Below are 14,479 nucleotides of genomic sequence, written 5' to 3'. Positions count from 1 at the left end.
CATGCTAGAAATTCAAGACCTCCAAGTTGGCTACGGCAAGAAAACCATTCTCAGCCAAATTGATATTGAACCCTTGGCAACCGGGCAAGTGGTGTCATTATTGGGCGCGAACGGCTGTGGTAAATCCACCTTATTAAAAAGCTTAGCGGGCTTAATATCGCCTAAAGCAGGCCGTATTTTGTTAGATGAGATGGACTTACGCCAACAAAATTTTGAGCAACGTGCACAGCATGTAGTGTATTTACCTCAATCCCTGCCCGCAGCCGTTCATTTACGAGTGTTTGAGTCGGTGCTGGTAGCAGCAAATGCTACTTTAACGCCCACCCAGCACAGCAGTGCAAATGCTCAACAAATTATGGAGCTACTTGAACGATTAAGTATTGATCATTTAGCCATGCGTTTTTTAGATGAGCTCTCTGGGGGACAAAAGCAATTGGTGGGCTTGGCCCAAGCCCTTATCCGTCGCCCCAAACTCTTGTTGCTGGATGAGCCGCTCTCTGCGTTGGACTTAAATTATCAGTACCACGTCATGGAGCTACTCAAAGAGCAAACGCAACGCCATCAGATGCTTAGTGTAATTGTGCTGCATGATCTTAACGTAGCCTTACAACACAGTGATCAATGCCTTTTGCTCAACCAAGGCAAGGTACTTGCCCAAGGGCCAGTGGCCGAGGTCATCACAGCGCCTCATTTAGCACAGGCCTATGGGGTGGCTACCCGTATTGAAGCCTGTAGTCATCATCAACTTCATGTATTTATTGATGGGTTAACCACTCAATCCAAAGGCCTAGTATGAAACGCTTTTTCTTCAGTTTGATGAGCTTGTTCTTGGCTAGCCATGTTGCTGCCGCCCCCATTGTGGTTACCGATGTAATGGGACGCGAAATAACGCTAGATCAGCCCGCCCACCGCATTATTTTGACGCAAGCTCGTCATATGCCCGTCTTAGCCTTATTACACCCCGATCCAGTCAGTCTGATTGCAGGGTGGTCTGACGAGTTTAAAACCTCATTTGCTAACGAGTACGAGGAATACAAAGCCGTCTTTCCGGCCATTAGTGACATCCCCGTGGTGGGCCGCCATACAGCGGATAGCTTTTCCGTAGAACAAAGCTTGGCACTGCGTCCTGATTTAGTGGTGTTAACCTCCCGCTTTGCTGGGCTCTTGCCCGGCCAAGACCCGAATGATTCGGAACTTATCCGTCGTTTTGATCGCGCAGGGGTACCAGTTTTAATTGTGGATTTCTTCATGGACCCACTTAATAACACAGTGCCTAGCCTGCAAGCGCTTGGTAGCGCCATAGGTGCCGACGCGCGTGCACAAGAGTTCATTGAGTTTTACCAAAGCCAAATGGCCCAAGTCCAAGAGCGTCTTCAAGACCTTGAACCCGAGTCTTTCCCTCCTGTATTTGTACACGCTCATGCAGGCAGTACTGATTGTTGCAACTCGCCGGGCACAGGCACATTTAACGATATGATTCGTTTCGCTGGGGGGCACAATATAGGGGCCGATGTGCTTAAAACGCCTACAGGCAATGTGAATTACGAATACATTAACTCACGTAATCCTAACGTATACATTGCCACAGGCACAGGGGCACAACGACGTAATCAAGCCGGAGGGCTTGCCATTGGCACAGGCATAGAGGCCACTGAAGCGCGTCAAAGCCTAGCACACATTGTGCAGGCTAATCGGCTTCAACATATCAACGCGGTGCAACACCATAATGCCCATGGTATTTGGCATGCGTTTAATGATTCCCCTTTGCACATGATTTTTATTCAAGCCTTAGCCGGTTGGATTCACCCTGAGCGTATGCAGGGTATTTCTGCCCAACACACCTTAGAAGAAGTCAATCAACGCTTTCTAACTGTTCCCATGCGGGGCACTTATTTAATTGATTTAGATGGTAGCAAGGAGCCTTAATGCAACCTTGGCAATCCATCTTAACGTCTGCAAATCAACGCACGTATTTGTGTAGGCTGTGGGTACCTGAAACACCCCCTCCTGCACAGGGCTTTCCTTTGCTCCTTATGCTTGATGGAGACTGGATCCACCACCACATAGAAAGCTTTCTAGAACGCCAAGCGCGTCCTATTAATTTTGCTATTGCTAGCATTGGTTTTAATCTAGAGCGTCAGGCAGCACGACAACGTCGTTCGTATGATTACTCTCCTGTACCGCCCGCACCGCATGCCGCCGTTGATCCACGCATGCCAAGTTGGCCCGCAGGGGGTGCCGATGCACTACTGCATTTCATTAGTGATCAGCTTCTGCCTCGACTCCAGCAGCTTGCCCCCCTTAATTTAGAACGCTTAGGGCTTTTCGGGCATTCGTATGGTGGCTTGTTCACTCTTTATACATTATTAACACAGCCCCATCTGTTTAAGCATTACATCGCAGCCAGCCCATCGCTATGGTGGTATCACCCCTATATGCAAACACGTGCCTTGCAACTTCCAGCCCTCCAGCGCAGCACACAATTAAATGTACTGATTGGCGGCCAAGAACAATGGCGACCAAAGCCTGCCGACCCTAATGCACCTCGTCCCGAAGGCATTCCTACACTGCGTTTTTTAGATGAGTTTATGGATCAACTGCCCACTTCTAGCCAGTTGAAAAGCCAACGTCATGTGTTTCCAGACGCTGACCACGGAGCCATGTTGGGTCTGGCTACAGAGTTTGCTTTACGAGAGTTTGCCGCCTAACTATGGTAGAGCTGTATGTGCTTGATAGGCGTTACGCCCCGGACTTAGCGCAACTGCGTAACGCAGTCACTAAAACGGAATGGATGCACGCGCAACGCTTTCATACTGTATTTTTACAAACACGGTATATAGCTAGCCGTGCTTTTTTGCGCCAACAAATGGCCCAGCGACTGCATATAGAGCCCCTAGCGGTGGAAATCACCACAGGGCCATACCAGAAACCTCTGTTAGCCCACGCGCCGTGGCAGTTTTCTTTAAGCCATAGCCGTCATTACACCGTATTGGCGCTTGCGCCTCATGTTGTTGGCATTGATATTGAGCATACAGATGTTCCTTTTGACCCCCACCTTGCATCCCTGTTACTGCATCCACAAGAGCACCACATAATGGACAGTTCAGCCGAGCTTTATCGGCACTGGTGTTGCAAGGAAGCCATTATTAAAGCCTATGGCACAGGTCTATATACGGATCCGCGTCAAATCCTGCTTAGGCAGGAGCAAGCCACGTTATTTGATCAAACCTACTATTTACATACTGAATTTTTGGAACCTAGTCTGTTCTGCGCCCTAGCACAGACCCAACCCATCACGCTAATAAAACGACATGATGGGTGTGCTATTCAACCCCGTTCATGATAAAGTGATACACTAAAACAAATTAATAATCATTCTCATTATCATGCCTAATCCAATACCATTACAACAAGTCTGGCCTGCAGAGTTCGTCGAAAAATACACCCAAGCTGGGTATTGGGAGGGCCAAAGTTTTGGTGAATTACTAGCCGAGCGTGCGCAACAGTATGCGCAACGCCTAGCAGTAATTGGAAGCCATCAACAATGGACCTACACCGAGCTAGATCAAAAAGCATCTGCACTAGCCGCTGGGCTGCAATCGCTAGGCCTCAAAAAAGGGGCACGTGTTTTGGTGCAACTGCCCAATATTCCTGAGTTTATCAGTGTGGTCTTTGCCCTATTCCGAGCAGGCATGATTCCTATTTATGCGTTGCCTGCTCACCGCATTACCGAACTAGAGCATTTTGCTACCCACGCTCCAGCAGATGCGTATATTTGCGCAGATCAGTTCGAAGGGTTTGATTACGTAGCTTTAGCCCGAGAGCTACAGCAACGTTGCCCTCAGGTACAACATGTGGTTATTGTGGGCGAAGCCCAAGAATTCCATGCCCTCCATACACTAGAGCTCCACGAGCAAGCACACACCGTTCCTTCTAGTGTGTCCACAGCGGACGAGGTCGCTTTTTTGCAAATCTCTGGGGGCAGTACCGGCTTGTCTAAACTGATCCCGCGTACTCACAACGATTATATTTACACCTTGCGTGAAAGCAGCAAGATCTGTGGGGTAACGGCAGATTCCGTATTTTTGGCTGCTTTACCCATGGCACATAACTTCCCTATGAGCTCACCGGGTTTTCTGGGTACCTTGTATGCCGGCGGCTGCGTAGTGCTTAGTCCTAGTGCCGAGCCAGAGCGCTGTTTTGCACTCATTGCCCAACATCAGGTCACTTTTACTAGCCTAGTTCCCCCTCTATTATTAATGTGGCTAGAGTTTGCGCCCCACAGTCAGCATGACATTTCCACGTTAAAAACCATTCAAGTGGGTGGTGCCAAACTCATCCCCGAGGTAGCACGTCGCGTTCGTCCCGTACTAGGTATACAGCTGCAACAGGTCTTTGGCATGGCAGAAGGGCTAGTCAACTACACACGCTTAGACGACCCTGATGAAACCATCATTAATACCCAAGGCCGACCTATCAGCCCAGATGACGAAATTTTAATTGTGGACGATAACGATCAACCGGTTGCCCCAGGGGCTATTGGTCATTTATTAACACGTGGTCCTTATACCATTCGTGCCTATCACAACAACCCAGCTGCTAACGCGCGCTCTTTTACTCAAGACGGTTTTTATCGCACTGGCGATATCGTACAGCGCAACGCAGCAGGGAACTTAGTGGTCCAAGGCCGTGCAAATGATCATATCAACCGAGCTGGCGAAAAAATCTCAGCCGAAGAAATCGAAGACCATTTACTGGCTCATCCTGCTGTGTTTGATGCGGCAGTGGTATCCGTACCCGACGACTACTTAGGCGAACGCAGCTGCGCTTTTATTATTATTAAAAAAGAGCACAGCAAACCTCGTGCTATTGAGTTCAAACGCTGGATTCGCCAGCGTGGTCTAGCCGACTTCAAAGTGCCTGATCAAATTATTTTTGTAGATAATTTTGATATTACTGCTGCAGGTAAAATCAGCCGCAAACAATTACGTCTTCAACTTAGTCAATCTTTAAACGCTTCTCATGACGACTAACCCTACTACTCTAAATTTAACCTTAGACACCTTACGCGCCGATGTGGCTCGTTTATTGCACGAAGACCCCAGTGCCATTCAGGATGACGATAACCTAATGGAATGGGGATTGGACTCCATGCGTGCCATGAACCTTGCTGCACGTTGGCGTCAAGCTGGTGCTGTGATTGAGTTTGCCGATATGGCAGTTGAGCCCACCTTAGCGCACTGGTGGGCAGTCATTCAACGCCACGCTGCTTAACCCGTTTTTTGTTTGTTGTTGTATGTCTAAACACGCTGCTCTCTATGACCTCAGCTCTGCACAGCAGGGCTTATGGTTCGCACAAGACGTTGATCCCGCGAATCCTATCTTTAATACAGCCCACTATACCGAGCTGCATCACACCTTAGATGCCAAGCTCTTTATAGATGCTGTAGAAACCGTGCTTGCTCAAGCTACCGTGCTAAAACTGCGCCTAGAAGAGCACGAAGGACACACCAAACAACGTTTTGATGCCCCCTCTCCTCAGGTCGAGTGGGTTAAACACTTACGCAGCCGTGCAGAGGTCTTACAACATCTTCATAACGACCAACAAACACCCGTAGATTTGTACCAGCAACCGTGCGCACGTTTTGTGTTGTACGAGCTGAACCCTCAGCACTTCATTTTTTATAGTCGTGTGCATCATCTTGCAGCAGATGGCTATGCCATGAACCTGCTTGAGGCCCGCTGCATACAGCATTATTTAGCACGACTGCATGGGCATACTCCGCCTCAGGAATTAGGCCCCATCGAAGCCACATTGGCAGACGATGCCGCGTATTTACACAGTCCTAAATACAGCAAAGACCGCAGTTTTTGGTTAGAAAAACTGGGCTCCTATGACGAAGTGCTTAGCCTTAGCCCAACCACGGCCTTAACTGATCACCGTTTTTTATACGCACAGCACCATATAGAGCCCAAGCTCAGTGCTGCCCTACTTCAGTTTTCCGAACATCATGAATGCAGTTGGGCAGATGCGTTAACCTTGCTCACAGCCGCCTATATTGCGCGCCATACGGGTCAATATGACTCCGTTTTTGGGGTACCGTATATGGGGCGTCTGGGTAACAGCAGTGCTTTGACCATTGCCACGGTCATGAATGTGGCCCCCTTGGCTTTAAGTATTGATGAACACCTGCCCATGCCTGTATTTATGCAGCAAGGGGCAAAAGCCTTGATGCTAACACGGCGTCATGGCCGTTATCGTAGCGAACAGCTGCGCCGCGATTTGGGTTTATTAAACGGCATGCGTCGTTTACACGGGCCTTTAATCAATATCTTACCGTTTGACACCCCCTATGTGGGCACCGGCCTAGACGCAACCTCTCATGTGGTGTGCGCAGGGCCTGTGGAAGACATCAACTTTACATTTCGTTCAGATACCCAAGCACAGGGCATGCGCTTGGAAATAGAAGCCAACCCCAAGCTGTATGACTTGGACCAAATTCAAGCCCATATTCCACGATTAATTCAATTTATTAGCCACGCGCTACAAGCCGATTGTTTAGCAGACGTTCCTACTGTTACCGTTGCTGAATACCAACGCGTCATACAAGAGTTTAATCACACGGCCCACCCGCTGCCTGAGACCACATTAAGCCATTTGTGCGCTTTGACGGCGCAGCATTATGCCGAAACGACTGCCCTAAGTGACGATACGCAGTGCTTAAACTATGCCGACTATCAAAATCGTGTTGAAACGATGGCATTACAGCTGCACGCAGCAGGCGTAAGACGTGGTGATTGTGTTGCGGTTGCCTTAGAGCGCCGAGTTGATATGGTCTTGGCATTACATGCCATTTTACGGGCCGGTGCGGCTTATTTACCCATGGATGGTACTCAGCCTACTGCTCGTTTACTGCGTGTGGTGCAACAAGCCCAACCCCGTTTGATACTGAGTGATTCGCATTTCAGTTCGGTACAAGCGCTTCCCGCGCCTATTTATGACTTAACACAGCTACCGGCTCCCATACTAAACCCTAGTGATTTGGCCTACCCCAGTCCCACAGACCGCGCGTATATTTTATTTACCTCTGGCTCTACAGGAGACCCTAAAGGGGTAGTAATTACGCACCAAGCCATTGTGAATCGCTTGTTATGGATGCGTGATTTTTATGCTATTACCCCATTAACACGCTTTATACAAAAAACGCCATACACTTTTGATGTATCGGTGTGGGAACTCTTTTTACCCTTTATCAGTGGCGCTCATTTGTATGTCGCCCCCCCAGAGGCCCATAAAGACCCCCAATGGCTTGCGCAGCTCATACAACAGCAGCGTATAGAGGTCATCCATTTTGTGCCTTCCATGCTCGAGGCTTTTTTGGCGGACACCTCTAGTCATGGGCTTACTATTCCTTTGGTGTTTTGTAGTGGCGAGGCCCTAAGCGCGACCTTGCGTGATCGCTTTTACACCCGACTTAATGGCGAATTACACAATCTTTATGGTCCCACTGAAGCGGCTGTTGATGTCAGTTACTGGCATGCGGCCCGTAATGACTACAGCAATCCTGTCCCCATTGGTTTTCCTGTTTGGAATACCGCCTTATATATTTTAGATACACAGTTACGTCCTGTACCGGTGGGTGTAGCCGGCGACTTATACCTAGGCGGGGTACAGCTAGCAGAGGGTTACCTCAATCGACCCGATCTGACCGAGGCCAGTTTTTTTGCTAATCCTTTTGCCCCAGGTCGCATTTACAAAACGGGTGATAAAGCGCGTTGGCGTGCAGACGGTGCTGTTGAGTACCTAGGGCGCGCTGACTTCCAAGTGAAATTACGAGGTCTACGTATTGAGCTTGGGGAAATTGAACATGCCTTGACGTTGCATCCCGAGGTACAACAAGCCGTTGCGTTGGTCCGTGAAGATCAGGTCGGTCAACAGCAACTCGTGGCCTATGTACTCAGTAGTAATGCCAGCCTTGCCACCGATGATTTGCTAGCTGTGTGCCGTCAGCATTTACCTGATTACATGGTACCCAATGCGATTATGGTGCTTTCCGAGTTTCCACTAAATCCCAGTGGCAAGCTAGATAGAAAAGCCTTGCCCGCGCCACAACGCAGCCGCAGCATGGGTACACCGCCACAGACTGATTTAGAACAACAGTTAGCCACCCTGTTTAGTCAGACATTGCAATTAAGCACTCCTGTTTATAAAGAAGACAACTTTTTTAGCCTAGGAGGGCATTCACTGTTGGCTGCGCAAATCGTAGCTCAATTACGTGACAAGGGGTATGAACTCAATCTAGGGGCACTCTTTGCTTACCCTACCATTGGTCAATTGGCGCATTATCTGGAAAATCAGTTAGCACTCACTTCGGATACCAGTGCAGGTTTTGAACGTTTACTGGTGTTACACCAAGGCCAATCACAAAAACCCGCCTTGTTTTGTGTGCATCCTGCAGGCGGGCTCAGTTGGTGTTATGGCGCTTTAGCGCGCTCAAACCTAGATCAACGCTCGGTGTACGGCTTACAAGCATCCACCTTTCACAACGAAGCGCTTGAACCTACAAGCGTAGAGGCGATGGCTTATAGTTATGCTGATGCCATTCAAGCGGCTCAGCCACAAGGCCCTTATCACTTATTAGGTTGGTCAGTAGGGGGCATTTTGGCACATGCTATTGCCGTCGAGCTGCAACACCGACATGCTGAGGTCGGGGTGGTGTGCTTACTGGATGCTTACCCCAGCGCAGCATGGCGCGCTCAACCCAAACCCGCTGCAAATGCCATTTATAAAGCCTTATTGCATATTGCGGGCTATGACCCCAACGAGCTGCCTCAGGTTGAGCTAGAACGTCAAAGTGTTATTGATTTTTTACGTCAGCAAAACCACCCGCTAGGCGCATTGGCAGACGCCCAGCTAAATGGCGTATTTAACGCCGTCGCCACCAATAACCAAGCCGTAAGAGATCATACTGAATCCGTTTTTAATGGCACTATGTTGTATTTTCAAGCAGGGCTGGACCATAAAGACACGGATCTTAGCCCAGAAATGTGGTTACCATGGGCGCTAGCCTTAGATATACACAGCCTTCCTTTTTTACACGCACATTTAACCAGTAATGAAGCAACTGCGTTGTGGGCACCCGTATTACGTACCGCCCTTACTGCAGTAGAACAGCAACCCGCCATAACGGTAGATCTATGAGTCGTTTGTTTTTAGATATTAGTCCTTTACGGCAAAGCCGTGCTTTCCGTTATGCATACGCTGCGCGTACCGCCACCGTTTTGGTGACGGGTATGCTTATGGTGGCAGCCAGTATCCAACTCTTTCAAATCACACAATCGAGCTTGGCAGTGGCAGGCTTAAATGCCACCTTAGCCATTCCAATGGTGCTGGCCTTGATGATAGGGGGTGTGCTGTCGGACCGTATGGATAGACGCAAACTCATGCTCTATTCACGCACTGTGTATGTATTTAGTGTAGGGCTATTTTTAATTAACGCCTTATTGCCTAATCCATCTATTTGGCTAATTTATCTTGCAGCAGGTATAGGTGGGGCCGCTGGGGGCATCAGTGTACCGGCCATGATGTCTGCCACGCCCGCTTTAGTGGGACGAGAGCATTTGGCCGCAGCCGCCGCATTATCGGGACTCTCTATGCAAATTGGGGGGGTAATTGGCCCCTCTTTAGCCGGTCTAATTATTGCAGGCCCAGGTTTAATTTTTTGCTATGTGATTGTTCTATTAGCTGTTATCACTACGCCTTTTTTCTTAAAACAATTGCCTGCGCTGCCCCCAAAAGGAGGCTCAACGCAACAAACTGCAATGTTTCAGTCCTTTGTGGATGGGTTTGTCTATATGGCAAAACATCCTTTACTGCGTTCATTGCTACTCATTGATTTAACGGCTGTGGTGTTAGCTACTCCATTAGCTCTTCTTCCCGAATGGGGGGAACATATACTAAACCAAGGCGCGGAAACTACAGGTCTTTTGTATTCAGCGCCCGCTTTTGGAGCCACTTTAATGGCGCTAAGCTCAGGGTGGACTAAGCATATTCGCTACCCTGGACGCGTTATTATTGGTGCCGTTATGGTATGGGGGGTTGCCGTTTGGGCCTTATCGCAATGGATATGGCTACCCTGGTCTTTGCTCTGTTTGGCTTTGATGGGGGCTGCCGATACCCTATCTAAAATTCTTCGTATGGCCTTGGTCCAAAAACACACTCCCGATCATTTGCTTGGGCGTATGTCCAGTTTATGGATGACACAATCATCCCTAGGAACAGCGCTAGGCAATATGCAAATGGGTGTAGTATCGCGTTGGTACTCACCTACTACCGCTTTCTTTCTTGGGGGCGGTCTGTGTTTTATGCTGAGCTCTTTATTTGCCCTTGGCAATCGTAGCTTACGTGATTTAACGCAATCCAAAGACTAATCGTATATGGTTTTTCATTCCTGTTTATTTTTCCTTTTTCCTAAGGTATGTAATGCAAATCAATCTCAGTATTAAAAACAAATCATGGCAACGTCTAGGCTTAGGTCTTACTGCTCTGGCGCTAAGTGCAGCGACGTGGGCCAACCCCGTTTTCGATCAACCTGACCCAAATTTCACGGCAACACTGGGTGTATCGGGGGTGGTTTATCCCGGCGAGTTGGCGGAAATTTGGGGGCGTGGTTTTACGCCTGGACAAGAGGTGCAACTCTTACGCAGTGGCAAAGTGCTCAGTGGCAGCAAACCCTTAATTGCTAATGACCAAGGTGAGATCCGCATTCAGCTCAGTATTCCAGCTGATGCTGCCATTGGTTTACATCCTATTGTGGCTCAGGTTGCCAAGCCTTCAGCAGCGACAGTATTTGATCTAAAGGTATCCCCTGTGGTGCCTGCTAAGGGCGCTGATTTATATGTGCTGGATCAGGCTCCAGTGACAAATGGTTTGTATCAAGTGGCCTATAGCGCAAAAAACAACGCGCTCTATGTGACCTCCTCCGTGGGTCGTCCACCCGTGAAGCAGTCTCAACTTAGCCAACTGGATCCAGCCACCTTAAAAACCATTAATGCTGTCACGCCCGCTGCTGACACAGAACGCAAAGATCAGTTAATGGCGGTATACGGCGTGGCCGTTGATGATGAGGCCAATACCGTTTGGGTTACCAACACACGTGCTGGCACAGTATCGGTATACGATCAAAACGACCTCAAACTGGTCAAGCAATTTCCCCATGGTAGCGCTGCTCATGCCCGCGACGTGGTCGTAGACGGAGCCCATCAACGTGCTTTTGCTTCTTCACCTACCTCTAATCAGCTGTATGTGTTTGACACCAAAACCCTAACAGCACTTGATCCCATCACCCTACCCTCTAAGACACGACAAGACTTCACTTCGATGAGTCTGTCCTTAGACGCTAAGCAGCACAAACTCTACACCGTCAGTTTACGTACCAATGAGTTAGCCATCATCGACACCAAAACCCTAAACGTAGATCAAATTATTGCTTTACCTGGCATCAAAGGCGCAGCAGGGGTTTCCGTGGCTGCGGATAAAAACCGAGTTTTTGTAACAGGTCAAGGCTCTGATAGCGTCGGTATTGTGGACTTAGACAAAGGTGAACTAATCAAGGTGGTCCAAGTAGGTGCGGGTTCACTTAATGTTTTGTGGGATGAGACCACCCAAGCCGCTTATGTGGCTAACCGTGGCTCTGACACCCTGAGCGTGCTCGACATTGATGGTAATTTGGTGGCGAACCTTGAGGTGGGTAGCTTTCCTAATCACATAGCCACTGACCACAAGGGACATGTGTTTTTTGTGAACAAAGCCCGAGGTCAAAACGATGAAAGCGCCGATTACATTACTCGTCTTCAACTGAAATAAGCTTTTGTGCGGGTGCTTTTTCTGGGCACCCGCCTGCTCCCACTATGAACGTACTTCAGCATTACCAGCCCAGCAGTCATCTTTTTGCTAGCCCTAATGGCACTGTGATGGGACATGGCTGCTTAGAGCGAGTCCATTGCTCGAACCAACATCAGCAGCTAGGAGCAAAGGCTCAAGAACTTTTACAGCAGTACCCGCAAACCCCTTTGTTATTTGGGGTGATCCCTTTTCATACTGATCAGCCCGCACAGCTTATTGTGCCGCAGCAGGTCACACAGTATGCAGCGGCTTGCCCACCACTTGACTCACGTCCTGATGCTAACCCTCTGCTCTCTTTGCAGGCCCAGCCCAGTGCAGCCGAGTTTGAAAAATGGGTTCAAGAAGCACTTCAGCGTTTAGCACAGCCTACTGATTTAAAGAAGTTGGTCATGGCACGCCATTTAACCGCTCAGCTCAAATATGACTTAGACCGCCGCGCATTACTGAACGAATTGTGGGCAAAAAACCCGCATGGTTATACCTATAGCTTTGCCTTAGACGACGAGCCAGATCCGGCTACTTTTTTAGGTGCGAGTCCCGAATTGTTGCTACGCAAGCAAGGCACAAAGGTGTATTTGAACCCCTTGGCAGGTACCGCGCTGCGACAACCAGAAGACAGCAGCGCTGATCAAGCCATAGCACAACAACTTTTGGCCTCCGCCAAAGACCAACGTGAGCATGCTTTTGTCATAGAAAATATTCTAACGGCGTTACGCCCTTTTTGTGACTCATTAGAAGCGGCTCCAACCCCTAGTTTGGTTGCTACGGCTACTCTTTGGCATCTTTCTACAGAAATCCAAGGCCAACTTAAAGCGCCCTATGCCGATGCATTGCAATTAGCGTTGGCAATTCACCCCACACCTGCTGTATGCGGTCATCCTACGCTTGCAGCACGAACAGAAATTGGCCGCATTGAAAACATAGATCGTGGCTTTTTTGCAGGTGCGGTAGGTTGGATGAATCAAGCCGGTGACGGCGAATGGGCGGTAGCTATACGTTGCGCTCATTATCAACAACAGCAACTTAGGCTATCGGCAGGAGCTGGCGTAGTACTTGGCTCTGACCCACAAGCAGAACGCATTGAAACAGGCAATAAACTACGTACCTTATTAAACGCCTTACATACTGACCCCTCTATGATCCAGAAAGGGATTACCGCATGACGACTTCTGAACGAACCATTGCTGCTTTAGCTAGCTACCCCATGCCTTCCACTGATATTGTGAACCGAGTGAACTGGCAAGTGGAGCCTCAGCGTGCTGCGCTGCTTATCCATGACATGCAATATTATTTTCTAAAAAAATATGACATGACGGCAGCACCTATCCCCGAACTAGTCCAGCACACCCAAGCCATTTACGCCGCCTGCAAAGCAGCGGGTATTCCTGTGTATTACACCGCACAACCTAAAGTACAAAGCGCCGCAGACCGTGCCTTACTCAATGACTTTTGGGGCTCAGGCGTCACAGCACCCAACTTTCAGGCTGAACAACCCATTATCGAAGAGTTACAACCCGCAGAAGACGATACTGTCTTAACCAAGTGGCGCTATAGTGCTTTTGTGCGCTCTTCGCTAGCTGAACAATTACGTGCAGCACAGCGCGACCAACTCATTATTACTGGCATTTATGCTCATATTGGTTGCATGACAACGGCTCTGGATGCCTTTATGCAAGACATACAGCCTTTTTTTATTACCGATGCTACCGCCGACTTTAGTGCTGAAGAGCACCAAATGGCCATCCGGCATGTATCGCAACGGTGCGGAGTCTGTTTAACCACTCAGCAACTTTTAAGCGCACTGTCCAAGGTGGATTAATGCAAAAAAATACAATTATTACCGGTGCTGCCGGAGGTATAGGTCTTGCGGTATGTGAGGCGCTTTTAGCTCAGCAGCATCAAGTTTGGGCCGTAGACTTAGATATTAGCCCTTTAAAAGAGCTAGCCACTCAATACCCTCAGCAGCTGCATTGCGTGGCCTTAGATGTCAGTGATTTTGACGCCGTTAACACATGGCTTCGCCCTGTACTGGAAACCCACCTTATTCATGAATTAGTGTGTGCAGCCGGTGTGTTGCAAATGGGCTATGCGCATGAGCTTAGCCCAAAAGATTGGCAACGCACCTTTGCGATTAATACAGAAGGGGTATTTAACCTGTGCCAACCGCTTGCTGCTCACATGCGTCAACACCGTCAGGGAGCCATCGTTATCATCAGCTCTAATGCCGCCAGCACACCACGCACCAACATGAGTGCGTATGCGGCCTCTAAGGCTGCAACCACGCAATTTGCCCGGTGCTTAGCCTTAGAGCTGGCCCCGCTTGGAATACGTGTTAATAGTGTGTCGCCAGGCTCCACCGATACGCCAATGCAACAAGCCATGTGGCAATTAGGAAGCAGTAAAGAGACCGTAATTCACGGCTCCGCTGCTGATTTTCGTTTAGGTATCCCTTTACAGAAAATTGCCACTCCCCTCGAGATTGCCCAAGGGGTGTTATTTTTACTTAGTGATGCTGCATCACATATTTGTATGCATGACCTGCGTATTGATGGTGGCGCTACGCTAGATGCGTAA

12 protein-coding genes are annotated in these 14,479 nt (G+C 48.9%); all 12 read left to right on the top strand.

The window, feature by feature from the left end; all coding sequences use genetic code 11:
- Window position 1: 1 nt before the first annotated feature.
- The 12 genes from ACBP46_RS01630 to dhbA are packed head-to-tail and all read left to right on the top strand — an operon-like array spanning window position 2 to window position 14,479.
- Complete coding sequence (locus ACBP46_RS01630) at window positions 2–796, top strand: ABC transporter ATP-binding protein (RefSeq protein WP_371014993.1); 795 nt, start codon at window positions 2–4, stop codon at window positions 794–796.
- The gene (locus ACBP46_RS01625; protein WP_371014992.1) at window positions 793–1,926 is read left to right on the top strand and encodes an ABC transporter substrate-binding protein; all 1,134 of its coding nucleotides are present in this window, start codon (window positions 793–795) and stop codon (window positions 1,924–1,926) included. Before ACBP46_RS01630 ends, ACBP46_RS01625 begins: the two co-directional genes overlap by 4 nt.
- Window positions 1,926–2,708: an alpha/beta hydrolase gene (locus ACBP46_RS01620; RefSeq protein WP_371014991.1), complete on the top strand. Its 783-nt coding sequence runs from the start codon at window positions 1,926–1,928 to the stop codon at window positions 2,706–2,708. The genes ACBP46_RS01625 and ACBP46_RS01620 overlap by 1 nt, the downstream gene beginning before the upstream one ends.
- Before the next feature lie 2 nt (window positions 2,709–2,710).
- A complete protein-coding gene (locus ACBP46_RS01615; RefSeq protein WP_371014990.1) occupies window positions 2,711–3,343 on the top strand; it encodes a 4'-phosphopantetheinyl transferase family protein in 633 nt (210 codons plus the stop codon).
- A gap of 43 nt (window positions 3,344–3,386) precedes the next feature.
- Complete coding sequence (locus ACBP46_RS01610; RefSeq protein WP_371014989.1) at window positions 3,387–5,033, top strand: (2,3-dihydroxybenzoyl)adenylate synthase; 1,647 nt, start codon at window positions 3,387–3,389, stop codon at window positions 5,031–5,033.
- Complete coding sequence (locus ACBP46_RS01605; protein ID WP_371014988.1) at window positions 5,023–5,274, top strand: phosphopantetheine-binding protein; 252 nt, start codon at window positions 5,023–5,025, stop codon at window positions 5,272–5,274. Before ACBP46_RS01610 ends, ACBP46_RS01605 begins: the two co-directional genes overlap by 11 nt.
- 22 nt (window positions 5,275–5,296) lie before the next feature.
- Entirely contained in the window at window positions 5,297–9,202 is a 3,906-nt protein-coding gene (locus tag ACBP46_RS01600) for an amino acid adenylation domain-containing protein (RefSeq protein ID WP_371014987.1), read from the top strand.
- Window positions 9,199–10,431, top strand: coding sequence for an enterobactin transporter EntS (entS, locus tag ACBP46_RS01595; protein ID WP_371014986.1), 1,233 nt, complete (start codon window positions 9,199–9,201; stop codon window positions 10,429–10,431). Before ACBP46_RS01600 ends, entS begins: the two co-directional genes overlap by 4 nt.
- Before the next feature lie 52 nt (window positions 10,432–10,483).
- The gene (locus ACBP46_RS01590) at window positions 10,484–11,866 is read left to right on the top strand and encodes a YncE family protein (RefSeq protein WP_371014985.1); all 1,383 of its coding nucleotides are present in this window, start codon (window positions 10,484–10,486) and stop codon (window positions 11,864–11,866) included.
- 44 nt (window positions 11,867–11,910) lie between these two features.
- Window positions 11,911–13,068 (top strand): isochorismate synthase, encoded by a 1,158-nt coding sequence (locus ACBP46_RS01585; protein ID WP_371014984.1) that lies wholly within the window; start codon window positions 11,911–11,913, stop codon window positions 13,066–13,068.
- Window positions 13,065–13,724 carry an isochorismatase family protein gene (locus ACBP46_RS01580; protein ID WP_371014983.1) on the top strand — a complete coding sequence of 220 codons (660 nt, stop codon included), beginning with the start codon at window positions 13,065–13,067 and terminating at the stop codon, window positions 13,722–13,724. Before ACBP46_RS01585 ends, ACBP46_RS01580 begins: the two co-directional genes overlap by 4 nt.
- Window positions 13,724–14,479 carry a 2,3-dihydro-2,3-dihydroxybenzoate dehydrogenase gene (gene dhbA, locus ACBP46_RS01575; protein WP_371014982.1) on the top strand — a complete coding sequence of 252 codons (756 nt, stop codon included), beginning with the start codon at window positions 13,724–13,726 and terminating at the stop codon, window positions 14,477–14,479. Before ACBP46_RS01580 ends, dhbA begins: the two co-directional genes overlap by 1 nt.

It is taken from the genome of Paenalcaligenes hominis (assembly GCF_041359055.1).
Lineage (GTDB): Bacteria > Pseudomonadota > Gammaproteobacteria > Burkholderiales > Burkholderiaceae_B > Paenalcaligenes > Paenalcaligenes hominis_A.
This window is presented reverse-complemented; position numbering and strand designations above follow the sequence as displayed.